Consider the following 23,778-nt stretch of genomic DNA (forward strand, 5'->3'; position numbering starts at 1 on the left):
ATTATGTTTTGGGTGTGGAATAAAGCAGAAGCCAGATGTGATCCGCTTTTCTCTGCTGTAACGGATATGTCCGTGAGGATTTGGGGCGAGGGGTATTCGGATTGCGGGCGGTTGAGTTGTTTTGCGGGGCAGGGGGCATGTCCCTTGGATTGAAATGTGCGGGTATCGACGTGGTCGGGGCATATGATGCCTGGGATCCGGCGGTGGAAACCTACTGTCATAATGTCGGGCGACATGTCCACAAACACGATCTGAAAGATATTTTCGCCGTTGCGCCTACGATCACCCGAATGGCCCCGGATCTGATCGCTGGCGGACCGCCATGCCAGGATTACTCGGTCGCGGGCAAGCGTGTGGAAGGAGAAAACGCGTCACTGACGCGGGCTTTTGCAATGCTCGTCTGTCTCGCCAGACCACAATGGTTTGTGATGGAAAACGTTCCACAGGCAGCCCGCTCCGAAGCGTGGGCGGATGGGCGCAAAATGCTGGTGCGGGCTGGATACGGATTAAGCGAGTGTAGGCTGGACGATCTCCCGGAAATGGAGCGATCGGTGCATAAGCGCTCATTGTCACGCTCCTGCCGCTCGTCTGGCGGTAAAGGCTGGGCATTTCAGGTCGTGATGCAATGGGATAGGCTGATATGACTTACAGGTGGGGCAACGTGATGTGGCGCTACCGGGTTTCAGGGTACCCGCATAGCGTATCAAATCAGGATGATTTGTAGTCATGCGATTCCAGCTTTTGGATTAACGTTGCGGGCATCCGGAAAACTGTTACCAAACCAGACATATCCGATACATCGATAAACGGCGTTTGCGAGTCGGGAACCGAGGCAGGACGGTCCTCCAGATTCAAACGCTGTTTGACGCCATATTCATTCCTGTAGGAGTTAATGGATTTATAGAATTGATTTACGTCTTGGGCATGTCGTTATGAGTTGCCCGCAACGCACCACAACGTGTCTGCACGTCATTCCAATTTGCCCGCAACGCATTTCAAATCGGGACAATTTGCATTAACCCGATTCAAAACCTCAGAAAAGCGTTGCGCGTTTCCGCACAAACGTTGCGAGATTCGAGATTTCCGTTTCAGCTACAAACGGCGTTCACCAGCTACGCCAAGCGCGGAGACAAGCGTTTTGTGCCAACTGGTTTCCGGCACACCATAGCCGCCAACAGAGCCGATAAACTGGAGCATCCGTGACGACAGACCGGTAGAAGACGGAATGGTTGCGTAAATAATGGGAGTGATAGGGGGGATGTCGACGTGCTTGAAGACAGCCCCAACTAGTGCGGTGGGATGATATGGTGCCTATACGAGCAGGATTAAGGTGCAAGCCAAAGCTGGGCGCAATGAACAGATCACCCGGCGCGAGGCGCTGGAGCTATCGACTGACCGCTTACAGTCTAAATATACGGGCTGAATGAGAAGCTTTGGAAGCGAGCTATACCAAGGTTCGGCATTGCTATTCTCCCCGCAGCTCACCATAGGTCGATAGCGTAGACGTTTTGCTTTTTTCATTTGGTGTGATCAAATGCATTCAGCCCATTTTTTGAATCAATTGACGCTGGGCGATACCGCCGTCTGAGTGGTGTTTGAACGTGGCATCATGGCCGAATCCAGTGCCTGCTGGCAAGATTCGTCGTCGCGCAGGATAGCGTGGCGATTCAGAGCATCCAGAAGCAAGGAATCGAATTGATCACCACGAGCGCTGAACCGCTCCTGCACATAAGAGGTCTTAAATTTCATACCAAAATAGACGCATTGCTCTGCGTCCGACCATGTTGGATCGAAAACCTCACCTTCACTGTTGACGAGCCAGGCATGGTGCAGCGGGATCGGCAATTCGAGATCGCAAGCGTAGCCTTCGACATAGCAGAACTGCTTCTGGCGATGGTTGCGAGGTGAAATCACGTCGGCCTGTGCATTCGCGAAACAGGCCTTGGGGATTGAGAATCGGGCGTTTTCGGATTTTGTCGATACACGCCAGAACTTGCCACGAGACAGGAGAGTGGTTGCCACGCCCCAACCCGGTTCTGTGCTGGTAGAATCCGTTATGTATTTCTTGAGAAGCGTGGCGATGCCCGCCAGGTCCCCGCTATAAATCTGCATGCAATAATCCTTTTAAGTAATACAGGCCCGATGAGTAACACGTCATCGTATGTAGAATGACACCATCAAAAGAACGGGTAGGCAAGCCCCTGAATCAAACAAACTGCGATACGGGCCGGGATATTGGTAGCACCATGTTTTTATGAACGGCGATGTAATTGCATCCCGTACCATCCATAGGCGCAGCAGGCACTGCCCTCTTTACCGAACGTGCCTCCACGATCAGTTCCCGTGCCATAGGCAGATGGGCTCCATGCCCGACTGGGTGTCCGTTTCCCTTCTACCCAAACCTGCGATTTCCGCATGGCACTGTTCAAGATTCGCAACCTGCATTGGTCACGGCCTGCGGCCTTATAATCGAAGAACCGTGAGCGAGCTCTAGCCGCTGTATCTGTTGTGAACAGTGCTATTGTTTTCCGTAACTTAAGAATGGCTGCAGAAAAAGCCCCCCTGGGTTCCGGAAACATCAGGTGTTCAAATCGATCATGGTGATGCGAACGGCGTTTGCGGTGGCTAGCCCTGGGAGCGATACAGATTGCAATGATTTTCCCGCACTGCATCTGGAATTGTGAGGCTGGCAAAATGACGTGCAGACACATCAATCCGGATTGTGGGCAAGTCACGTAGATTTTTTCCGATTTGCAGTAACTGGATTCTCAACTCGATATTTGCGTTACAGAGTTCCGGACATGTGTTGCCAGATCCGGGATCTCCGATTCAGCGGTAAACGCCGTTTGCGGGTAGGCGTGGGGTGGTGAAAAAATGCTTTGCGCCGACGGTTTTCGAGCTCAAGCTTTGATTATTGGTACGTAATCTGGAGTAGCCATGGCATCGAGCAGGCAGCAGTCGGAACGTTTGCGCAAGCAGCGCGAACGACAGAAAAATTATCGCGATCGTTTAAAAGCGGATCGCAAGCCGACGCGTGATGACATTGCACGGATCGTGCTGCATTTCATGGTGCTGCTTGCATCAGAAGCTGATGACCCCCGCTCTCTCGATCAGCTCATCAATCGCGTGCTGGAAGCCTTGAAAGAGCAAGGGTACGATGAAGACGCTTCTCTGGACGTCCTTGATGATCTGATCGCCAAATATACCAAAACGAATTGGGGCTTCCGTCGCAAGATGCATCTGGGGGCCGACAAGGTTCTTGATGGCACCGGATATTGAGTATCGCTTTCAAAGCCATATCGTGTTGATTTCAACCTGACAATTTTACAAACGCAGTTTGTATCTCTTGTCGGTCGTCCCCCCATTACTCCATGAAACGCCGTTTGCAGATGAATCGCATTGTTCGACGTTGGCGTTGAAGCGGAATATCGTCGAGGCTTAAGCAGGGAAACGACAGGGTTGCTCTGGATCGTTCGCGGTAGCGTCACTGCTATTCATGGCACATGTGCAGGATATTCCGCTCCTGAAACAGGTTCCACGGCCCAGCCTGTGGATAACTTTCAAGCTCCACATTACGGCTTCCTCAGGTGTTCATCACAGCGCAAAAGCCTGATGGCCACTACGTTTTATCACTGTTTTGGTGAAGCCAAAAAAGCCGGTAATATCCGGGACTTAGATAAAAATTCAGTCCGGAGATCTTTTTTTGTTCCGGATCCTTGCAGCGCAATTCAGATCCTGCAATAGTCACCTTGCCTGATCGATCAGGCGTCTCCATCCGGTGCTGGTAACACCAGAATGGAGACTGACTTAGCCTGCCAACAACAGGAGCCAAGCTATGCTGGTTATTATCGACATTCGTCGCGGATTAAAAGATCTGCACCCTGAATTCCACATCGGCATGGCGGCTTCACAGCGGGAATAATTTCCGCTTCTGACGCGTTCGGCGCTCTTTAAAGTCGAACTCCCCAATTTTCCATTTTGACACTCCGGTCGTGTGCGTTTGCGCGCAACGTCACGGCTTTGCTGTCTTCAAAAACTGACGCCGCTTGCAATGGCAAGCGCGACCAACACTTCACACCATTCAGCTCGGGCGATTGCATCGCTCTGGGGAAGGAGGACTTATGTTTGCAGAAACCGTCGTTGGCTACATCGACTTGATCGAAAACAAAATCCCGCAGCGCAGCTACACACGTGAATTAAACGCGGCGTTGCATCTGTCATGGCTCTTTCACCAGATTGACCAAGCCCCTGACAGAGCTAGCCAGAAGCGCACTTTATCAGCGCAAATCTGCCGCTGGGCACTTTGGAACAAAGGAGAAAAGATTATAGGTCTGATTGAAGAAGCATTGGCGCGCGTGAAGGTTTCTGACGATAAGGAACCGAGACGCTCGATGCCAATCACGCGTGATACATTTAATCATGTGGTCGAGGCCGTTGCGTCCAAATCTGCTCCGGCTAAAACTGATGTCGAGACTATTACATCAGCACTCCCGACAGGACCATATGCTTTTGATCTCGTGCACTATGATGCTGAGAACGCACAACTACTTATGTTGAGTATGGTCTACGGCGTTAGCACGCATAAAGTCGCGTTGGATCAACGGCGTGTTGAAGCATCGACTGTAGCACCTACTCTGGCGCGTCTGGCATCACAATACTACGGCATAGAAATAGCACAGTGTGAATTCGCGCTGATCGACCCGCTACTATCGGAAAGTCAGAGGAAGGATGGGGTGTGGGCACTGGCTGACCTAGATAGCTTGGTCGGCAAAGTCGGAATTGCGGAACAAGTGATGGGCGTGCAGGAAGCTCTCAGGGAAGAGCTTGTCATCTGGCTTGGCGACACATTCGCAAAAACTGAAGCAGAACAAGCGCGTCTGATCGATGAAGAGATTGCGAAGATTGCCATCGAAGCACTCGATCGCATGTCTTTACCGCAAGTTCGCGTGCTGACGCCTGGTGCCGTGTCGCACTGACGCGCTGGGGCAAGCGGGGCACTGGCCGCGTGTAAAGCCGACGGAAGCAGCTATCACGGACTTCTCCGTTATTCGTTGGCCTGGCACAGGATAATTGCTGCGGCACCGTCGAACAGGGACATCAGCCTTTTCAATTATCGGTTAACGTCAAACCGGTGAGAGCGGGTGCCATCGCGAAAATAGTCGGGTGTCGACAACAGAGGATCTGCTACATGGCGAATAGTCAACGGGCATCTCATTCCCGCTGAATGGCCAGCTTTGTCGTTCGACACAGATCAGAGGCGTTGAACGTCAGGATACGCCTATTCCCGGGCGCGTTATTGCGCGCCCAAACGATCCCTTATTTTCTTCATTCATCAGGAACACATCATGACGGTCACAATCAAAAACGGAAAATACAATCGCGAACAGCTCGAGCTTGAAATCAGGATGCTGAAATCTCTGGTCATGGATCTCGAGCGGATATTCCAGGGTGATTATCCGGATGAACGGATATTGGCAAATTCGCCAGCAATCACAAGCTGGAAGCTGAGCAAACGACCGGCAACATGTCTTGAAGGCGTGTTATTCGAGCATCCCCGGCTCGGCCCCATTGTGCCCAGCGGTATCACGTCAGAGCTCTGGCTTCTCGATCTCGACCGAAACTACGCGCGCACATTCAGCCGCTTTTACCGGCTTGGCCAAAAAGACATCGGGCAATGAGAAAGAATGAAACTGATCAGGCTGCGCACATCAATCGGCAGGACAGCCGATGTGGAAGTTTCTCCATGTCTGTCAGAAACGCGGCGGCCTTTCTTGGAAAACCTGACACGAAAACGGCTTCGATAATACGGATAGGAATAAGGGGAGAATGGCATGAAACTCTGGATCTGGTCTGACGTGCATAATGAACTACAGGATGTTGTCTATCCATCCCGTAAAGAAGCACCGGACTGCGATGTGATCATGATTGCCGGCGATCTCAATGCGGCGCCAGATCTCCACATAACGCTAGAATTCCTAATCAGGAGCTACGAAAAGCCGATTATCTATGTCCCTGGCAATCACGAATTTTATCAGAACAAATGGATTATGAACGACCGGGACCGTTCGCTTGAAAGCGACAGGCAGACCATCAAGGCAATCGAGGCGCTTTCTCTGCAATGGCCGCAGCGGTTTTATTGCCTCGATGCGGATGAGGTGATTATCGGCAATACGCGCTTCATTGGCGCAAGCCTATGGGTCGATTTCCTGATGAAACTCGTCGCGAAGTCTGATTTGCCGCAGCGAATGTGGATGGCGCGTCAGATGCTCAATGATTTTCATGCAATCTCCATGCAGGATGGCAAACGGTTCACGCCGGAGGATATGCTGGAGCTGCATCGTTCAGATGCAGCTTACATCCGACAAAAGCTGGCAGAACCATTTGACGGCTCCACTGTGGTATTGACCCATCACATGCCGCATCCCGATTGCACGCCGCCCGCCTATGCGGGGCAAGAGGCAAATTTTCTGTTTGCCTCTGGCGCAGAGGCTTTCAATGACATCCTGCATTCCGAACAGGCTCCGGATTTATGGATCTGTGGCCATACGCATCATGCCTTTGACGTTCAGATCGGCCGAAGCCGCATTGTCTGCAACCCTTACGGTTACAGGTGGGAACAGGACAGAAACGGATTTCGGTGGGACTGGGTGATAGCTATCGAATAACCCACTATGCACTGCACGGGAGCCTAACTGACACGGGGCTGATCTAATAGGTAGGGGGTGGCGACAACGATGTCGGTAGTAAAATCTGGACCGCAACCCATGACATGAACACTCTGGTTTGTGCTATTACGGATTTGTCCGTGATACGGTAGCATTCCGATCTCCAGGCCGCTTTTTCGTCGTGGTTGCCGAGCGGGAAGGAAAAATGGTGATTGGTGGACAGGGGCAAACGTCGTGTCTGCTATCCAGATCTAAGCCGAGGTCCATCAAGCCCGATGGTTTGGTCAGGGGCTTTCTGGCATTGCCCGGATCAATAGCGCTTTCAGATCGTCCAGATATTAAAATCCGCGATTTGATTGCGGATGCCACCGACGCGTCCCAACATGCGACATTATGTCATGAAACAGGTATTAAAACGCATCGAAATGAAGCCATTTTGGGGACGTTTGGGCGCCATTGGACCAGTTGCAAAAGCGTAAGCATTTGATATTATTGTAATAATGTGCTTTACTATAGAAGTCAGCGCTTTTTGAAGCTGACAGACAATCATTTTCAGGAAAGGATTTTTCAATGATTGGAACTTCGCCTTTAGACTACGGTATCGACAAAACGAGCAACGGTATTGCAGCGCGCATGCTCAAGGATTTTGAGGAGGGACATTTTTCGTTCCTCGCCGATGAGGCCACCGTCGAAAAACGCTATAATCAATCAGGACAAGGTTCGGTCTGGCACGATTTCAGACGAGCCTGTCGCGCTTATTCCACGCTCAATGGATGTGTGGTGATTGTTGACGACACCAACGAGTGTTTTGTCGAAAGCGTTGATATCAATGGTGAGTATCAATTCGATTTCGCGAATGAATTCGCAATCCGTGTAGCCACAACCTATCGCGAGCGGTTGCTCGCACTTGGAAAGCAAGGTTCTGTCCGGTTGACGCTCTACAGATTTCCCCGGGCCAACTACGAAAACACCGCATGGGGCCATTTCTGGGAGCGCGGAGAATATATTGGTGAAATGAGAATGGCACTCGCGTAAGCGGCCATTTGGCAACCCATAGTCTATCGAAATATAAAGCCGGGAGCACGCGTCATACGTGCTCCCGGTTTTCTTATTTGGGTTGCCGGCCTCAATTCGTCACGCCTGGTGAAACCCGGAATCAGCCATTCAGCACGGTCGTCGCGGACCTGGCGGATGTGACGGCAGGCTTCTTTGAGTGCGATCTGGACGATCGGCCCATTGCCTCAGGTTCTGCGCTCTTGGCTGTTTGTCAAACCGTACCGTCCCAAACCTGCCAGTTGTGCTCGTCGCAACGGTCGTATTCATCCAGTTACACAATACCGTTCAACGTGCCACGTTAAAAATTCTCATCGGCGTTCATGATCCGTTTGCGCCGGTGGCTGATTGGTCTCACAATATATCTATTGGCTTGTTAGAGATGATGAAATGTTAAAAGAAATTCCATGGGACATATTCGGCGAGAACGCGCAGGTGCTTGATGAAGCGGACATTCCGGTTAGTGACGGGTGTGCGTACTTTTGTATCTTGCAATATGAAGGTGTCGATCGGCTGATCTCACGGCTGCGCATTTTCGATCTGGATACCGAATACTGCTATTCGCTGTACGGTCATTTTTCGAAAATTAATGCGATCGCCCTTGCTGGTAGCTTGCCGCCGGCGCTCAAAAAATTCGACGGCGTGCGCTGCCAGGTTGGTCAGCTCGAAGTCAGTAGCGGGAGCTTCTATGGAGCCGCCCCCATGACCCCACCTGCAACCAAATACGCACTAAAAGTGGTGGATCCAGGTAACACGACGCTGGCTCGAAATGAGATGTACACAGTGTGGGGTTTCGGAATTCGTCCTTGTTCCGCACACGAAGTCGAAATCGCCACCTTTGCCGCAGAGGAGGCGGTGCGTCGGGCGATCGAAATCGCAGTCGAAGGTGAGTGTCTGACTGACGATAGACGGCCGTGAAAGAAGATCGGTGGCATTTGACCCGGAGAAGAATGAACGGTCGGGATCGGTTATGAGAAAACTGATATCACGAATTTATCCTTGATGTGAATCCAGCCATGATCTCCAGAAACACAAAATCTGTCCGTCGTCGAATGATTTGACACTATTTGTGTTTTTGGAGATTGGAGTTTCCGGCTCGGTTTTCGGTTTGATTTAAGCTGCTTTGGTTTGGTGGTTCAAGCGGCGTTTTTTGATGGTATCTCGTTTGATCCTTTCACGTTCGAGCAAGATGGTCTGGCCGCGTCCGAAGTAAACGTCGGCGGGCGTGAGGTTGTCGAGGCTCTCGTGGTATCGTCGGTGATTGTAATGTTCGACGAAGTCCGCGATCTGGGCTTCAAGGTCTTCCTTGAAGAAGTAGTTTTCGAGCAGGATGCGGTTCTTCAACGTCTGGTGCCAACGTTCGATCTTACCCTGCGTTTGCGGGTGACCGGGAGCGCCGTGGACTTGGTCTATCTTGTATTTGTCCAGCCAATCACCAAGGTCGGAAGCGACGTAACACGAACCGTAGCACCTACGGAAGGAAGAATTGGAGCCACCGAGAGAACGATGCGCGCAGCTTTTTTGCTGCAAGCGCGCATCGTTTGAGGTGGCCATGGCCAGTCGAAGTAACTCTAGAATGTGAGTGTTCGCAACTCATTCCGGAGAGACCGACCATGACCAGTCAGAATTCTATACCTGCCGATGCCGTGTTGGTAGCCATCGACATCGCCAAGGTTCGCAATGAAGTGTTGATCGAAGCACCCGGCCATAAACGCCGCCGTCGGTTGTCTGTTCTCAATACGCGTGCAGAACATGACCATCTGATCGAGATTTTGCAATCATATGACCGACCGGTGGTCTGCGCCTTTGAGGCAACGGGTAACTATCATCGTCCGATCGCCTGGCGGTTGGTGGAAGCCGGCTTCGAAACGCGGTTGGTGTCGTCGCTGGCGCTTGCCCGCACGCGAGAAGCCTTGCACAACAGTTGGGACAAAAACGACCCCAAGGATGCGCAGGTGATCCTGCACATGTTGAGGATCCACTCGACTCAGGTCTATCATGATCCCTTGCGTGCTGGCATCAACGACGTTCAGGAATTGTCGAAGACACACGAAGCCATTGCTAACGCCAAGACCGAGATCCAACATCGCATCCTGACGCATTACCTGCCGCTGTATTTTCCAGAGATCGAGCGTTTCCGGGGTAACAGTCGCAGCGACTGGTTCTTCGCGTTCCTCGATGCCTTCCCCACACCATCGAGCATCACGACACTGACGAAGGAGAAGTTCGTCGAAGCAGCATGGGATGTTGTCGGCAGGAAAGTGAGCAAGTCACAGATTTTAATGGATATTTATGAGACTGCCCGCACCTCTATTGGCTTGCCATTGCCGCCGGATGCGCCTGCAATTCGCATGTTTCGGATGGTTGTCGCCGAAGCCCGCAGCCTGATCCGCCAACGCAACGAGATCGAAGCACAGGCCGATGATCTGCTGCGACACAGCCGTGATTATCAGATACTGCGGCAGATTCCCGGGATCGGTCCGATCAACGCGCTAACGATCATTGCGGAGGCTGGGGACCTACGCCGCTTTCATCATCACCGTCAGTTTCTCAAATTCTGCGGGCTGGATCTGTCGACACAGCAATCGGGCCAGTATCGCGGCCAGACCCGGCTTTCCAAATTCGGCAACGCGCGGCTGCGGCGAACCCTGTGGATTGCTGGGCAAGTTGCCATCCGCCAGCGTGAGAACGGCTTCCGACATAAATTCGAACGCTACATCGCGAGAGATCGTGACAATCCCGATCTCCGCCGCAAGGCAATGACCGCTATTACCGCCAAGATGGCGCGTGTCGTACACGCTGTCATCAAAAATGGTTCAGATTACCGGCCCTTCGTTGAAGGGCGGGTACCAGGTGGAAGAACCTCTGTCAGTTAGAGCCGTGAGGGCATCCTTCGGATGACCCTGTAGACAATGCTTGGGTCTTCCACCTGGATCAGAAGCTCGTGTTAAGGACGGTGAGGGCCAAAATGATGGACCCTGTGTTTGCTATGGACGAGACCTTTTCCCATGCCAGTGGAAGCCGCCTGGTTCGACGATGTGACTTGACGAGCGTCATGCAGCGTGAGCATGCTGACGAACAGAGAAACTTTGCCTGCCAAGCCCATTTTCTTCCGCACTTAGGACGTTGTCCGACAGCAGGCGTGGCCGGTGCTCGACCTTGATCTTATCGCAGCCTGAAGCGGCCAGTGCCAGATCGAGCGTGTCGGTGACGTCATCGACTTTCATGCTGGTGCACAGCTTCCAGGCGATGATGTAACGGGAATAATCGTCTAGGATGGTCGATAGATAGAACCAGCCCCAGCCGATAACCTTCAAATAGGTAAAGTCGGTCTGCCACATCTCGTTCGGCCGTGTGGTCTTGTCCTTGAACTCGTCATTGGCATTGATGACGATATAAGCTGGCGACGTGATAAGGTCATGGGCTTTGAGCAGACGATAGACAGAAGCCTCTGATACAAAATAACTTTCCGTATCAGTGAACTTCACCGCCAGCTCGCGCGGCGACAGATCGGCATGATCCAGCGCCATTTCGATGATACGATCCCGGATATCGTCGGGGATACGGTTCCAAACCCGTGACGGCGCAGACGTCCGGTCTTCCAGCCCTTCGACACCCTGGGTCTGGAACCGGTCATACCAGCGATAGAAAGTCGGCCTTGGAATGCCGAGCCGGTCGAGGGTTTGTCTGGCCGACAGGTGCGATTGCTCGACCAACCTGATGATCTCAAGCTTCTCGGTGGCGGGATATCTCATTCGTCGTCGCCCCCATCCCCGATCATGCTTTTTTTGAGCAGGCGGTTTTCCAGCGTGACGTCGGCCAATGCTTCCTTAAGGTCACGGCTTTCACGACGTAGCGCCTTTACCTCGTCACTGGTCGCAGAACGGGCAGTGTCACCTGCAAGGCGCTTCTTGCCAGCTTCAAGGAATTCCTTCGACCAGCTATAATAAAGGCTCTCGGCGATCCCCTCGCGGCGGCAGATCGCAGCAATGCTGTCTTCCCCGCGCAGTCCTTCCAGAACAATGCGGATTTTATCCTCTGCCGAATAATGTTTACGCGTGGCACGCCGGATGTCTTTGATCGTTTTCTCGGACGCAGATGTCTGAGGTACGGTTTTCTGTCTCATCTTCGCTTCCTTTGAATAAGCTATGATGAGCCGAAAACCCTCTCTTCTCAATTAATCCAATTTGGTCTCATGGGCGTTGATCCGGGACAATTACGATGAGGGATATTCGATCTATTTTGCGATTGACCTTTGAACAGGGCTTATCTGTTCGAGAGGTTTCAGAACGTCTTCGAATGGGGAAGACCACTGTTTCCACCTATTTGTACAGGGCCCGTGAAGCGGGTCTCTGCAGCTGGCCTTTGCCTGTGGCCTATGACGATGACGCGCATCTCGAGAAAGTGGTGTTCAAACGAACGGGTCGGCCACCTCGGGACACGCAGGCTCCAGATTTTGCCTACGTTGCGCGAGAATTGAAGCGCAAGGGTGTGACGCTGACGCTGTTATGGCAGGAATATCGCGCAGTTCATCCGAACGGTTACGGCTTTACGTGGTTTGCGACCCGGTTTGCAGCTTTTGAACGCAAGACATCTGCAACCTATCGCAACCGGCATGAGGCCGGAGCGACGATGCAGACCGACTATGCGGGCCAGACGGTACCGATCGTTAATCCACAGACCGGAGAGGTCCGTCAGGTGCAGATTTTTGTCGCCGTTCTTCCGGCATCCAATCTGACCTTCTCCTATGCCAGCCTGAGCCAGAAGTTGCCGGACTGGATCGAAGGGCAAAAACGGGCGCTGAACTATTTTGGTGGTGTTACGAAGGCCATTGTCTGCGACAATCTCAAGTCAGGTGTCGCGGTTGCCCTGTGGTTTGAGCCGACGATCACCGCGACATTTGAAGCCTTTAGTGAACATTACGGCACGACAATCTTGCCAACGCGGGTAAAAAAGCCCCGGGACAAGGCCAAAATTGAGGGCGCGGTTTTAATCGCAGAACGCTGGATTCTGGCACGGCTTCGCAACCAGACCTTCTTCTCGCTGGAGGATCTGAATATCGCCATTGCCGGTCTTCTTGAAGACCTCAATGGTCGCGTCATGCGTCATTACGACAAAACCCGCCGTCAGTTGTTCGAAGAGATAGAGCGCGAGGCTCTAAAGCCGCTACCGGCGACAGACTTCGAATATGCGGAGTGGAAATCAGCCAAGGTCCATCCCGACTACCACGTCGAGGTGGCAAAGACCTTCTATTCCGTGCCGCATCAGTTGATCGGCAAAATGATCACCGTGCGCCTGACGCATCGGATGGTCGAAATATTCTTCAACCATAAGCGCGTCGCGTCCCATCGCCGCCGTTCCGAGCGCAACGGACACGTCACGGTGAAAGAACATATGCCCAAATCCCATCAGCGGCATGCCGGAATGAGCGCGGCAAGCCTGATCCGGCAGGCCAACGGCATCAGCACCAATACAGGAATTTTTGTCGAACGGGTCATCCGCGACAAACCACATCCGGAACAGGGATATCGCGCAGCGCTTGGCATCCTCTCCCTTGCCCGACGCTATGAACACGACCGCCTTGATGCCGCCTGCGAGCGGGCGCTTGTCATCAATGCGCTGACGTATACGTCGGTTCGTTCCATTCTTCAGTCCGGGCTCGACCGGGCGGGCACGGTCATGGAAACCGGCAAGCCGCTGCCCACTCATTCCAACATTCGCGGTCGCGGCTATTACCATTGAAATCGCTGGCAATAACGCTGGCGTCCTGCCTGAAGCCCCTGAGGCGCTACGCAATGTGGAAAGCTTCTCGCCCCAGGGGCCTCAGGCTTCATCGATCGAGCTGACAGCACGAAACGAAGTCTGTCAGCATCGCCAACCCACAGAAAGAAGGAATGACAATGTTGACCAATCCAACGCTTGACCACATGTACACGCTCGGTTTGTCAGGCATGGCAGCCGCCTGGCGAGAATTGGCGGAGCAACCCGAAGCCCGGGCGATGGAGAAGGAAGAGTGGCTGGGCCTCATGCTCGACCGGGAGATCGCCGTGCGCGCCGATAAACGGCTGACGGCGCGTCTGGTGGCGGCAAAGCTGCGCTTTCCGGAAGCCAGTGTTGAAGATATCGACTTCCATGCGGCCCGTAATCTCGACCGACGGGCGACAATGGCGCTGGCGCAGGGACAATGGCTTAAGAACCATGAGAATTTGATCGTTACAGGGAAGACTGGCACTGGCAAGTCGTGGCTGGCCTGTGCGCTGGGACGTCAGGCTGCCCGACACGACCACACGGTTCTCTATGTTCGTGCGCCCCGTCTCTTCGAAGACCTCGCCATGGCCAAGCTGGACGGTCGCTATCCAAGGCTCATGAACCGTCTGATGAAGGTCCAGTTGCTGATACTTGACCACTTCGCCACCCACACGCTCAACGATCAGCAGCGTTTCCATCTCTTTGAAATCATCGAAGAGCGATACCAACGAAGGTCGACACTCATCACCGCTCAAGTTCCTGTGAATACCTGGCACGACCTGATTGGGGATGCGACGGTCGCCGATGCGATATTGGACCGCGTCGTCCACAATGCTCATCGCATCAATTTAGAGGGGGATAGCATGCGAAAGGCAAAATCCGGCATTGACGCCGCGCCAGGCTTCAATCACGAAAACAACTGACAATGATCAAAGGACAGGCCTGAAAACGAGACGCCAAAAACTGTCCGCACTTTAGTGAAATCGCAACACGCGATTTAATGAAATCACTGTCCGTGTTCAGTGAAATACGCAGCCTCTTAGTGAACTCGCCCTCGTTCATGCCGGATGACGACGTGCCTGGCCTTCAGGCGGCCGACCTGATTGCGTGGTTGGTGCCCAGGGATGCCGTGAATGCCTTTGCTCAGACTGATCGAGCGAACCTGGCTGAAGCGGTTTTGCTAGACCGCGCACTATCCATGCCCAAGACAATGAAGATTTGGCGGGAGGAGGACGTAAAGGCGGCCTCCGATAGTGTAGCGGATGTCATTATGCAGCAAGTTGGCGAATCCTGACATCATTCATACACCATCATAAGACCGTGCGAACGCGGAAGTCGCTGTTGATGACACTATTAATGCCAGCTTTCAAGATACCGCGCGCTCGATTGTCTTGACTAGTTTGCCATTTGCCCGAGCCGCGAAAAGGACGGTGGTAATCTCAATAAGAATCCAAGATGCTCCCTGGTGATCGTAGCTTCCGATCAATCATCGTTCATCCCGTCTGCAAGAGCATCTTTTGGAGGAGGCGTGGTATGCATTTCGTTTGATTCATATGACGATCATACAAATCTAGCGAAAGCCGTTCAGCCGTTCTAGCCCGCTAACACGTTCGCATTACCGGCCGCAGGCTTACCTTAACAAGCCACCGGTAAAAGGTCGAATATAAGCAGGCATATATCAGCCCTTTCCGAAAGGAAAGGGTACGATTTCACCAGTGCCAGTTGACGCTCGTGATGAATGATCACTGCCAGCCCTCAGCGTAACTACCTCAGCCACCTCTCTTTCGAACCAACCTTTCGGTAGACCGCAAAGGGCCTCAATGTCCGCCGCTGAAACGGTAAACTCCGTCGCCAGAAGATCGGCTTTCCCCCTGATACCATTGTCGACGATCAGGGTCAGACTGTCACGCAACGCCTTGGGAGCCGGAATTGGCCACTGCTGATCAAGGGGCTCGCCTTTAGCCCAACCCTTGGCGGAGTAAAGCTTATACAGTTGGCGGGAATGGTCCTCCGGTATAATTTCGAGATCGGAGAGCCTCTTGATCTGTGCTTTGATGGAAACCCTCCAGCGCTCCTTGAGCGTCGTAAGCATTGCAAGTGAAGGATGTCTCACTTCGTGAGGGTAGCTCGTCGAGGGTAAAAGCAGAGCGCTTGCCAGTCGGAATGCTTGGTTCTCGATAAGACGAAGGTTTTCTTCGAACTCAGATTCCGAAACATTTTTATGCAATACCGCATGGGCCAGTTCATGCGCGGCATCCATCTGTCGACGAGGGAACGACATCTTGTCAGTCGCGAGCAGAACATGGGGGCGCTCATCGACGGGAGACCAACTGCACAGGCCGTCAAGCTTTGTAGTGTTCATTGTAATGGTTGCCACAACGATACCTATGCGCTCCATCAAGGCCACAACATCGCCGCAAGGACCTTCTCCCAGGTTCCAATGCCGCCGGAGTTGTAAAGCGATCCGCTCGATGTCGTCGTCGCGCAATTCGCTATAACTGCCTCCTGAAAGCACATCGGGAATATCTACCTCGGGAAGATCAACGTAGTGGCCGAGGACGAAACTGGTTTCCTGAAGCCAGTGCATCTGCGCCTTCTGGTAATTCAAGTCTCGAACCAGGGTACTTGCGAGCGATCGCAAAAATGTTGGCCTTTCGCTAGCAAAAGGCGGGCGTAGGAAGAATTCAGGCCGCACTTGAAGCTCGTTCGCGAGGCGGAGGAGTGTCGCATAATCTGGACTTTGATCAGCGCCTTCGTCTTCCCAGCGGGAGACGGAGGTAGGGCTCACACCCAAACGCCTTGCAAGTGCAGATTTTGTCGTCACGCGCCTTGCGTCACGCGCTTCGGTTAAACGGGCGGGGATGAATCCCGGAGTGCCAATTCTCATAGCCTTGAATCCAACAAGCTCCGTACTTGACGGTACGGAGCATCAAACGTTTTGCATGCTTTAAACTAATGGGTGACTTTATTCACCCGTGCCGTCTTCAGAATCTTCGTCTTGTCGTTTTTCTGGAGCAACAAACAATTTACGTGCCTCACGAAGTTTGACTACGCTACCTCCACTTTGCGAATCCTGCGGGCCAGTCGATGGTGTTTGTGCGCCATATCCACCCAGGAAACTCTCAAGCGATTCATAAAAGACAAAGTCTTCGTAGTCTGAGCCAATGACACCAATCGCGATCTCTTCGATCATCCCTGCGCGCTCGCGATCTCGCGCCGTCAGAAACAATGCGAAGATGTCAGTTGGTTGCGGGCTGCGCTCATCGGAGAAGAGGCTGGATTGAAGGCTAACATTCAACGTTACACCAGCCGCGCGGGACATGTTTTTCGGGGGGATCTTCTTACGCTCGGGCATGGAGGCGAAGCCAAGAATCACCCCGGTTTTAGAGCCAACAAACCTGGCAAAGGGCTGGAAAACCTTTAAGTTTGTCCCCACCATCACGCCGTCAGTCAGCAGGTGCCCACCGTGAAGCTGGACTACTTCTTCGTAGCCTTGCTCCTGCAAACGAAAGCGGATCTGCCCCTCGGCTTCTCGACTGCGCTTTGAATTTAACGAGAGCTCACGCCGCACAACGTCGTTGGCCTTCAATGCTTCTGCACGAAGCCGATCCTCTAGGTCGAGAAGAAGATCCTTTGGCACTGCATCAAGGATGATTTGGCGAACGTCGATCATGCGATTCCCTTTCGTGATAAAGGAAATGATATATAAATTTTTGCGTTTTGCAATGAACGATCTACAGTTTATCGCGCAAATGGGGATTCTTGCGAATTTCCATAGGTAAGAGCGAGGTTGCCGCCGTTCTCTGTGCTCATGGAATAGCGCGATGTGACTCGTAGATCTCGGCGCGAGGAGCGGCAGCCGACTTAGGGCGCTAACTCTTGAGGCGACTTGAAACGAAAATCTTGTGCGACAGCGCGTTAAGTCCCTTTTGAAGCCATGATACCATGCAAAGCGTAAAACTTCGGACTGGCAATCTGGGAATGATCCGTGCGGGCTTCGGTATTCTGCAATCGACAAGCACACCCAATAGCGGCGTGGCCAATGGGGCATTTCTGCCCTGGGAAGACCGGGAAAGGAAGGACTGGAGCTCAAAATATTATTGGTACGCTACGACCTCAATCCTCGCAGATTCCAGGTGGCATTGTCTCTGTGTTTTTGTCGCCAGCGATAGCCAGCATCGGATAAGCGGGCTACATTCGTGCCGGTATGGGCGAGGGGGTCTAGCTACGCTGCAGGTTTGGGAATATGTTTTGAAATAGACGATAATCAACAAACCTTGGCTTCATGGTGCAAGCCCCGCACATTGCGCGGTATTTCGAATATGTGCCTGCATTTCCTTCTTCGCACCCATGGGGTCATTAGCAGCGAGTGCTGCAATAATACGCCGGTGTTCGGCTATAGATTCTTTCATCCGCTCTGGAAGAGTTCTAGGAATGGGTTGGCGCTGTGTTTCAGCCAACTGATCGCGCATGGTATCGTAAAGTGTACGCAGTACTGCGTTGGAACAGGCAGAAACTATGAGGCCATGAAACTCCAGATCCGCTTCCACGTTCGATAAGCGATCCTGCAAAGCCCATCCCTCTTCCATCGCGCGTGTTGTTTCTTCCATCTGATGAAGCTGGAGCTGGGTCAATCGGCCCGCAGCTAAACGTGCGATTTCTCCTTCAAGCATGATGCGTGTTTGAAAGACATCAAATACGGAATAACTCTCCGAATAGCGCCAAGGCGCCATATTGCCTGACTGGTCGGATGCCGGACCGGCAACGAATGTTCCGCGGCCCGGTTCCGTCTTCAAAAGACCGAGCGTTTCCAATGTTAGCAATGCTTCGCGCAGAGAAGCGCGGCTGATGCCGAACTTTTGCGAGAATTCGCGTTGGGACGGAATTTTCTCGCCAGGTTGCAACACACCGTCCGTGATCATCGACTGAATCTCGCGCGCTACCGATTGCGGAACGAGTGTTTTGTTGAGCATTTGTACCTCTTTCCTGCCCGGCAAAGCGGGTTTCAAATATCTATTTCTCATTGATCGACTTGCAAAGCGCAAATAGATATGCTCATCTGGTCGAACTGGTCAGACCGGTATGACCATGTAAAAGAGCTTTCCACAGAAAAGCAAGGGGAACCAAATGACGCAGAGAACGAAATTCAAGTCCATGCTGCTATCGGCAGCCATTTTTGCAGTTAGTGTCGGTGCCGGTCATGCTGCTGATCTGACGGTAGGAGCCAATATCGGCAATGTACCGTGGGAATTCCAGGACGCAGACGGCAAGATTACTGGTTTCGAGGTTGATCTCGTCAACGAAATCGGCAAGCGGCTGGGAAAGTCCGTTGAGTTCGTAAACACGCCGTTCAACGGTCTATTCTCGGCCGTTCAATCGGGCCGGATCAATATTGGTATTTCGTCGATTACCATCACCGACAAGCGACTGGAGTCTGTCGCTTTTGCGCAGCCTTATTATGACAGCGACCAATCCCTCACCGTTACAGCATCGACAGGTATAACGGGTCTCAAGGAGATGGAGGGCAAAGTTATTGGGGTTGATACCGGTTCAACCGGTGATATGTGGGTCGAAAAGAACAAATCAGATTACAAGTTCGGTGAAGTACGTCGTTTCGAGGGACTTTCGCCAGCGATGCTGGATCTCGTTGCAGGACGGATTGATGGTTATATTAGCGATATCCCTGCGCTCCTCTATTACGTCAAGGACAAGCCTGACTTGAAGGTAGTTGAGCGGATCCCCACTGGCGAGAAATACTCGATGATGTTCAAGAAAGGCGACCCTCTCGCCGCAGAAGTGAACGCCGTCATCACAACGCTTAAGGGTGAGGGCTTCATCGCAAAACTGCACGAAAACTGGTTCGGTGCAAAAGCCGAGGACGCTACCTCAACGGTTGCAGTGTTCGACATACCGGGTTCCAAGTGAACTGACAATTCCGCGGGGTTTCAGCCCCGCCGGTTTTCTGAGGGAGCCAATCGGCATGAATCTCATCGATACCTTCTTTAACGTCAGAGTGTTGCTCGATAGCTTGCCGCAATTATTATGGGGACTGCTCGTTACGCTCAAAATTGGCGTCACGAGCATACTCTGCGGATTAGCTGGGGGGCTTTGCCTCGCTGTCGGCCGTCTTTATTTGTCGGCCTTTTTTAAGTCATTGATCCGGATCTATATTGACTTCTTCCGATCAATACCGCTGCTGGTACTTTTGATCATCGTCTACTACGCGCTTCCCTTCATCGGGATAAAGTTATCTCCATTTCTGTCTGCAGTTACCGCGCTTAGCCTTGTTTCGGCTGCCTATACCGCGGAAATCTTCCGCGCGGGTATCGAGGCAATTCCCAAAGGGCAGTTTGAGGCATCGGCGGCACTGGGCCTTTCAAACAGATACATGATGGTCGACGTTATTCTACCCCAGGCGATCCGCGTTGTTATTCCACCGCTCACCAATAATTGCATCAATGTTCTGAAGGATACTGCGCTTGCTTCTGTTGTTGCGATGCCAGATCTCCTGAAGCAGGCAACCCAGGCGCAATCGCTGGCCGCCAATCCCACGCCTCTCATTGGTGCGGCCGCCATTTACGTTGCGTTGCTTTGGCCACTGGTAAGCGTGGTTGCCAAGTTTGAAGTATATTTCAGCCGGGGGAGGCGCTGATGACTGCTCTCATTTCCATCCGCGGACTGAAGAAGGCTTTCGGCCACTTCACGGTTCTCCACGGCATCGACTTTGATATCGTCGAAGGAGAGGTCGTCTGTGTCATCGGTCCTTCGGGTTCCGGCAAATCGACTTTGATCCGATGCATCAATCATCTGGAATCTTTCGACCCTCAGAGCATTGTCACCGTCGACGGCATCGCGGTGGGCGAGGGCGCTGGACTTGCCAAAGTACGCGCTGAAGTCGGCATGGTATTCCAGTCATTCAATCTCTTTCCGCACATGACGGTGTTGCGCAACGTCATGCTGGCTCCGATCCGGGTGCGCGGCACGGCTCCTTCGGAGGCGGAGCGCAAGGCACGGGATCTGCTGATGCGTGTCGGTATCGCCGAGCAAGCGGACAAATATCCTTCTCAGCTTTCAGGGGGACAGCAGCAGCGTGTGGCCATTGCTCGCGCCCTTGCCATGGAGCCGAAGGTGCTTTTGTTCGATGAACCAACCTCTGCCCTTGATCCAGAAATGGTGGGGGAAGTGCTCGATGTGATGCGCAGGCTCGCCGGAACAGGCGTTACCATGATCGTTGTGACCCACGAAATGGGCTTTGCCCGGCAGGTTGCCGACCGCGTCATTTTCATGGACGGTGGGCTCATCGTCGAGGCGGGAACGCCTTCGGAAATATTTGATACGCCCCGCGAAGATCGAACACGCTCTTTCCTGCGCGCCGTTCTCAATCATTGAAACATCACTCGTTTAAGGAACAAAGGAATGGCTAATACAACGCCACTCGACCTGGATTTTGCACGCAGTCAGTTTCCCGGTCTGGGACGTGGCTGGACTTTTTTCGATAATGCCGGAGGATCACAGATTGTCCAAGGCGCACTAGACCGGATAAACACATTTCTGATCGAGAAGAACGTTCAGATCGGCGGCTCATACGCTGTTTCCCAGGATGCTGCAAAAGCACTCTACGAAGCACGCACCGCTGCTATGCACCTCGTCAACGCCAATCGGCCGGAAGAGATTGTGTTCGGCAGCTCAACCACTGTGCTGCTGCAGAACTTGGCCCGAGCCATGACGGGCCAGTTCAAACCAGGTGACGAGATAGTCGTCACCGTCAGTGACCATGAGTCTAACATCGGTCCCTGGGACCGGTTGCAGGCGGCAGGCATTGTTGTGAAGTTCTGGCCGCTCGACAAGAAGACCCTTACGCTGGAACTCGCCGATCTCGAGCCGTTGATGAGTGCGCGCACGAAGCTTGTTTGCGTCACTCACGCCTCGAACATCCTGGGATGGATTAATCCCATTCGGTCAATTGCCGACTTCGTTCATGCGCGGAACGCGAAATTGTGCGTTGATGCAGTAGCTTATGCTCCGCATCGCGCTGTGGATGTCCAGGCGCTGGACGCTGACTATTATGTGTTCAGTCTCTACAAGACTTACGGGCCGCATTACGCGATTATGTACGGGAAATATGATCTGCTGCTGGAGCTGGATCCTCTGTACCATTATTTCTATGGTAAGGACAAAGTTCCCGGCAAACTCGAACCCGGCAATCCCAATTACGAATTGGCCTATGCGACCTGCGGCATTGTCGACTATCTCTGCGAACTCGGTAGTCGGGCTGGCGCGATGGGCTCAACGCGGGAACGGATCGAGAAAGCCTTCGAAGCTATTACGCAACACGAAGATGCCCTAACGGACCGTTTTCTTGACTATTTGCGATCGCGCAATGATTGCGAAATCATTGGCGAGCTCGTTAATCGCGACAGCAGGCGGGTCCCAACGATATCCTTCCGCATTGATGGATCCGATGCGGCCGAGATATGCAAGGCCATTGACAAGGAGAACATCGCCATCCGCTTTGGTGATTTCCATTCCAGAAGACTGGCGGAATATCTCAATGTTACCGATCATAACGGGATGCTACGCGTCTCGATGGTCCACTACAACACCATTGAGGAAGTCGATCATCTAATATCCGCTCTCGACAATGTGCTCTCAAATCGCGGGGAAACCATCAACGACGAGCAGTCCGCGCGCTGAAACCCTGTTAGGAGAATTGATATATGCATTTCGATACGGTCATACGCAATGGAACTGTTGTGACGGCAAGCGATCTCTTCAGGAGTGATGTCGGCATCATTGACGGCCGTATTGCCGCTCTTGCCTCAAGCTTGCCCGACGCCGACGAGACTATCGATGCCACAGGCATGTATGTCATGCCAGGCGGGATAGACAGCCATGTCCATCTTGACCAGCCATCAGGCCCCGACATCGTTATGGCTGACGATTTCGAAAGCGGGACCAGGTCCGCGGCGATCGGCGGCAATACCACGGTCATTACCTTCTGCATGCAGGAGAAGGGGCAGAGCTTACGGGATGCGCTGCGCGTCTATCACGCTAAAGCCGAGGGCCGATGTCATATCGACGTTTCCTTCCACATGGTGATCACCGATCCTTCACCTCAGGTTCTTGGTCAAGAGCTGCCGGCAATTGTTGCGGATGGTTATACCTCGATCAAGGTATTCATGACCTACGAAGCGCTACGACTTCGAGACGATGAGATTCTGTCTACCCTTGATGCGGCGCGGCGGACCGGTGCACTCGTGATGGTGCATTGTGAGAACGAAGACGCAATCAAATACCTTATAGACAGGCACGAAGCGGAGGGGAAACTCGAACCTAAGTACCATGCGACAACCCGCCCAATCGCTGTCGAACGCGAAGCAACACATCGGGCGTTGTCACTAGCTGAAATCGCAGAAACCCCAATTGTCATTGTTCACGTCTCAAACCGGCAGGCGATGGAAGAAATCCGACAGGCCCGAAAGCGCGGACAAAAGATTGTGGGCGAAACCTGCCCACAGTACTTGATGCTAACGGCAGATGATCTTGACGCTGAGGCACTCGAAGGTGCCAAATATGTCTGTTCGCCTCCTCCACGTGATCAAGAAAGTCAAGAAGCCTGTTGGGAGGGAATCGAACAGGGAGTTTTTGACCTGTTTTCGTCCGACCATTGCCCGTTCCGTTTTAATGACCCGGAGGGCAAGCTCAACGACGACGGTAGGCGACACTTCCGGTGGATCCCGAATGGCATCCCTGGGGTTGCCACTCGCCTCCCCATTCTTTTTTCTGAAGGAGTGATGAAAGGCCGGATCGATCTCAACCAATTTGTCGCAATAACCTCGACCAACCATGCCAAGCTCTACGGCCTTTATCCCCAGAAGGGAACAATCGCCATTGGCGCAGATGCGGATATCACGCTATGGGATCCACACCGGATCGTGACACTCACGAACAAGATGCTTCAGCACGGTGCTGACTATACCCCTTACGAGGGTATGACAATTAGCGGCTGGCCCGTGCGGACGATGGTAAGGGGAATAACCATAGTAAAGGATAGAACGCTCTCGGGGCATAAGAACTACGGAACTTACCTCAAGCGTAGTTTATCGTCTCTGACGCGCTTCTCGGGTTAAGTTTTGTAATTAATTATTGCAATTAGACTCGGTTTGAAGGCGATTGGGTAGTCACGTTGAGTTTGTTGACCCGCAATCTGAAGCACACGATATCGAACACCATGCACTCTAAGGTACGGTTTCCAGATCCGTTTCTGATACTCACGCTGGAAACTCGGCAGCTGAATAGCCCCGAGTTTCGT

At 52.8% G+C, this 23,778-nt stretch carries 19 protein-coding genes and 3 pseudogenes; 16 read left to right on the plus strand and 6 right to left on the minus strand.

The genetic code is table 11. From position 1 onward, the window contains the following. Positions 1–137: 137 nt before the first annotated feature. Positions 138–644, plus strand: coding sequence for a DNA cytosine methyltransferase (locus CQZ93_RS25320; RefSeq protein ID WP_286154308.1), 507 nt, complete (start codon positions 138–140; stop codon positions 642–644). 913 nt (positions 645–1,557) lie between these two features. On the opposite strand, the gene CQZ93_RS25325 is transcribed toward CQZ93_RS25320, so the two are convergent. Beyond that, positions 1,558–2,112, minus strand: a complete 555-nt coding sequence (locus tag CQZ93_RS25325; protein WP_105545369.1) for a hypothetical protein — start codon at positions 2,110–2,112, stop codon at positions 1,558–1,560. 825 nt (positions 2,113–2,937) lie between these two features. Here CQZ93_RS25325 and CQZ93_RS25330 point away from each other — a divergent pair. The 6 genes from CQZ93_RS25330 (at position 2,938) to CQZ93_RS25355 (ending at position 8,636) form a co-directional block, all read left to right on the plus strand. Continuing rightward, entirely contained in the window at positions 2,938–3,279 is a 342-nt protein-coding gene (locus tag CQZ93_RS25330) for a hypothetical protein (RefSeq protein WP_105545370.1), read from the plus strand. Positions 3,280–4,121: 842 nt separating this feature from the next. Next, positions 4,122–4,976 (plus strand): hypothetical protein, encoded by an 855-nt coding sequence (locus tag CQZ93_RS25335; protein ID WP_105545371.1) that lies wholly within the window; start codon positions 4,122–4,124, stop codon positions 4,974–4,976. A gap of 369 nt (positions 4,977–5,345) precedes the next feature. Then, complete coding sequence (locus CQZ93_RS25340; protein WP_105545372.1) at positions 5,346–5,678, plus strand: DUF6634 family protein; 333 nt, start codon at positions 5,346–5,348, stop codon at positions 5,676–5,678. Between the two features lie 153 nt (positions 5,679–5,831). After that, positions 5,832–6,665 (plus strand): metallophosphoesterase, encoded by an 834-nt coding sequence (locus tag CQZ93_RS25345; RefSeq protein ID WP_105545373.1) that lies wholly within the window; start codon positions 5,832–5,834, stop codon positions 6,663–6,665. Between the two features lie 570 nt (positions 6,666–7,235). After that, positions 7,236–7,700, plus strand: coding sequence for a hypothetical protein (locus tag CQZ93_RS25350; protein WP_105545374.1), 465 nt, complete (start codon positions 7,236–7,238; stop codon positions 7,698–7,700). A gap of 408 nt (positions 7,701–8,108) precedes the next feature. Beyond that, the gene (locus tag CQZ93_RS25355) at positions 8,109–8,636 is read left to right on the plus strand and encodes a hypothetical protein (protein WP_105545375.1); all 528 of its coding nucleotides are present in this window, start codon (positions 8,109–8,111) and stop codon (positions 8,634–8,636) included. Positions 8,637–8,831: 195 nt separating this feature from the next. Here the strand turns inward: CQZ93_RS25355 and CQZ93_RS25360 are convergent. Then, positions 8,832–9,182: pseudogene (locus CQZ93_RS25360) on the minus strand (integrase core domain-containing protein); the annotation flags it as partial. A gap of 149 nt (positions 9,183–9,331) precedes the next feature. Between CQZ93_RS25360 and CQZ93_RS25365 the strand changes: the two are divergent. Further along, a pseudogene (locus CQZ93_RS25365) lies at positions 9,332–10,619 on the plus strand (IS110 family RNA-guided transposase). Positions 10,620–10,843: 224 nt separating this feature from the next. On the opposite strand, the pseudogene CQZ93_RS25370 reads toward CQZ93_RS25365, so the two are convergent. After that, positions 10,844–11,844, minus strand: a pseudogene (locus CQZ93_RS25370) (helix-turn-helix domain-containing protein); the annotation flags it as partial. A 95-nt stretch (positions 11,845–11,939) separates the two neighbouring features. Between CQZ93_RS25370 and istA the strand changes: the two are divergent. The 3 genes from istA (at position 11,940) to CQZ93_RS25385 (ending at position 14,760) form a co-directional block, all read left to right on the plus strand. Then, positions 11,940–13,460 (plus strand): IS21 family transposase, encoded by a 1,521-nt coding sequence (istA, locus tag CQZ93_RS25375; protein WP_105545377.1) that lies wholly within the window; start codon positions 11,940–11,942, stop codon positions 13,458–13,460. A 158-nt stretch (positions 13,461–13,618) separates the two neighbouring features. Further along, positions 13,619–14,389: an IS21-like element helper ATPase IstB gene (istB, locus tag CQZ93_RS25380; protein ID WP_105545324.1), complete on the plus strand. Its 771-nt coding sequence runs from the start codon at positions 13,619–13,621 to the stop codon at positions 14,387–14,389. A 77-nt stretch (positions 14,390–14,466) separates the two neighbouring features. Continuing rightward, positions 14,467–14,760, plus strand: a complete 294-nt coding sequence (locus CQZ93_RS25385; RefSeq protein WP_105545378.1) for a DUF3800 domain-containing protein — start codon at positions 14,467–14,469, stop codon at positions 14,758–14,760. A gap of 384 nt (positions 14,761–15,144) precedes the next feature. Here CQZ93_RS25385 and CQZ93_RS25390 read toward each other — a convergent pair whose 3' ends face one another. The 3 genes from CQZ93_RS25390 to CQZ93_RS25400 form a co-directional block, all read right to left on the minus strand. Beyond that, the gene (locus tag CQZ93_RS25390) at positions 15,145–16,353 is read right to left on the minus strand and encodes a helix-turn-helix domain-containing protein (RefSeq protein WP_105545379.1); all 1,209 of its coding nucleotides are present in this window, start codon (positions 16,351–16,353) and stop codon (positions 15,145–15,147) included. 78 nt (positions 16,354–16,431) lie between these two features. Further along, positions 16,432–17,139 (minus strand): hypothetical protein, encoded by a 708-nt coding sequence (locus CQZ93_RS25395; protein WP_105545380.1) that lies wholly within the window; start codon positions 17,137–17,139, stop codon positions 16,432–16,434. A 610-nt stretch (positions 17,140–17,749) separates the two neighbouring features. Continuing rightward, entirely contained in the window at positions 17,750–18,439 is a 690-nt protein-coding gene (locus CQZ93_RS25400) for a FadR/GntR family transcriptional regulator (protein WP_105545381.1), read from the minus strand. Between the two features lie 154 nt (positions 18,440–18,593). Here CQZ93_RS25400 and CQZ93_RS25405 point away from each other — a divergent pair, with 154 nt between their 5' ends. Genes CQZ93_RS25405 through hydA form a run of 5 tightly spaced genes read left to right on the plus strand, consistent with a single transcriptional unit; the run spans position 18,594 to position 23,596 of the window. Beyond that, a complete protein-coding gene (locus tag CQZ93_RS25405) occupies positions 18,594–19,391 on the plus strand; it encodes a transporter substrate-binding domain-containing protein (RefSeq protein WP_105545382.1) in 798 nt (265 codons plus the stop codon). A 55-nt stretch (positions 19,392–19,446) separates the two neighbouring features. Continuing rightward, the gene (locus CQZ93_RS25410) at positions 19,447–20,118 is read left to right on the plus strand and encodes an amino acid ABC transporter permease (protein WP_105545383.1); all 672 of its coding nucleotides are present in this window, start codon (positions 19,447–19,449) and stop codon (positions 20,116–20,118) included. Then, complete coding sequence (locus tag CQZ93_RS25415; RefSeq protein ID WP_105545384.1) at positions 20,118–20,855, plus strand: amino acid ABC transporter ATP-binding protein; 738 nt, start codon at positions 20,118–20,120, stop codon at positions 20,853–20,855. The genes CQZ93_RS25410 and CQZ93_RS25415 overlap by 1 nt, the downstream gene beginning before the upstream one ends. Before the next feature lie 27 nt (positions 20,856–20,882). Continuing rightward, on the plus strand, positions 20,883–22,160 hold the full coding sequence (locus CQZ93_RS25420; RefSeq protein ID WP_105545385.1) for a cysteine desulfurase-like protein: 1,278 nt from the start codon (positions 20,883–20,885) through the stop codon (positions 22,158–22,160). 23 nt (positions 22,161–22,183) lie between these two features. Continuing rightward, complete coding sequence (gene hydA / locus CQZ93_RS25425) at positions 22,184–23,596, plus strand: dihydropyrimidinase (RefSeq protein WP_105545386.1); 1,413 nt, start codon at positions 22,184–22,186, stop codon at positions 23,594–23,596. The last annotated feature ends 182 nt before the right edge of the window (positions 23,597–23,778 follow it).

The organism is Ochrobactrum vermis (genome assembly GCF_002975205.1).
GTDB lineage: Bacteria > Pseudomonadota > Alphaproteobacteria > Rhizobiales > Rhizobiaceae > Brucella > Brucella vermis.

What these genes read in the sequence shown, in the direction of transcription:
- CQZ93_RS25395 (WP_105545380.1), bottom strand. Translation starts at nt 17,139, where the DNA reads ATGATCGACGTTCGCCAAATCATCCTTGATGCAGTGCCAAAGGATCTT.
- CQZ93_RS25325 (WP_105545369.1), bottom strand. Translation starts at nt 2,112, where the DNA reads ATGCAGATTTATAGCGGGGACCTGGCGGGCATCGCCACGCTTCTCAAG.
- CQZ93_RS25400 (WP_105545381.1), bottom strand. Translation starts at nt 18,439, where the DNA reads ATGCTCAACAAAACACTCGTTCCGCAATCGGTAGCGCGCGAGATTCAG.
- hydA (WP_105545386.1), top strand. Translation starts at nt 22,184, where the DNA reads ATGCATTTCGATACGGTCATACGCAATGGAACTGTTGTGACGGCAAGC.
- CQZ93_RS25420 (WP_105545385.1), top strand. Translation starts at nt 20,883, where the DNA reads ATGGCTAATACAACGCCACTCGACCTGGATTTTGCACGCAGTCAGTTT.
- CQZ93_RS25330 (WP_105545370.1), top strand. Translation starts at nt 2,938, where the DNA reads ATGGCATCGAGCAGGCAGCAGTCGGAACGTTTGCGCAAGCAGCGCGAA.
- istB (WP_105545324.1), top strand. Translation starts at nt 13,619, where the DNA reads ATGTTGACCAATCCAACGCTTGACCACATGTACACGCTCGGTTTGTCA.
- CQZ93_RS25410 (WP_105545383.1), top strand. Translation starts at nt 19,447, where the DNA reads ATGAATCTCATCGATACCTTCTTTAACGTCAGAGTGTTGCTCGATAGC.
- CQZ93_RS25340 (WP_105545372.1), top strand. Translation starts at nt 5,346, where the DNA reads ATGACGGTCACAATCAAAAACGGAAAATACAATCGCGAACAGCTCGAG.
- istA (WP_105545377.1), top strand. Translation starts at nt 11,940, where the DNA reads ATGAGGGATATTCGATCTATTTTGCGATTGACCTTTGAACAGGGCTTA.
- CQZ93_RS25355 (WP_105545375.1), top strand. Translation starts at nt 8,109, where the DNA reads ATGTTAAAAGAAATTCCATGGGACATATTCGGCGAGAACGCGCAGGTG.
- CQZ93_RS25350 (WP_105545374.1), top strand. Translation starts at nt 7,236, where the DNA reads ATGATTGGAACTTCGCCTTTAGACTACGGTATCGACAAAACGAGCAAC.
- CQZ93_RS25385 (WP_105545378.1), top strand. Translation starts at nt 14,467, where the DNA reads ATGAAATCACTGTCCGTGTTCAGTGAAATACGCAGCCTCTTAGTGAAC.
- CQZ93_RS25390 (WP_105545379.1), bottom strand. Translation starts at nt 16,353, where the DNA reads ATGAGAATTGGCACTCCGGGATTCATCCCCGCCCGTTTAACCGAAGCG.
- CQZ93_RS25335 (WP_105545371.1), top strand. Translation starts at nt 4,122, where the DNA reads ATGTTTGCAGAAACCGTCGTTGGCTACATCGACTTGATCGAAAACAAA.
- CQZ93_RS25415 (WP_105545384.1), top strand. Translation starts at nt 20,118, where the DNA reads ATGACTGCTCTCATTTCCATCCGCGGACTGAAGAAGGCTTTCGGCCAC.
- CQZ93_RS25345 (WP_105545373.1), top strand. Translation starts at nt 5,832, where the DNA reads ATGAAACTCTGGATCTGGTCTGACGTGCATAATGAACTACAGGATGTT.
- CQZ93_RS25320 (WP_286154308.1), top strand. Translation starts at nt 138, where the DNA reads ATGTCCCTTGGATTGAAATGTGCGGGTATCGACGTGGTCGGGGCATAT.
- CQZ93_RS25405 (WP_105545382.1), top strand. Translation starts at nt 18,594, where the DNA reads ATGACGCAGAGAACGAAATTCAAGTCCATGCTGCTATCGGCAGCCATT.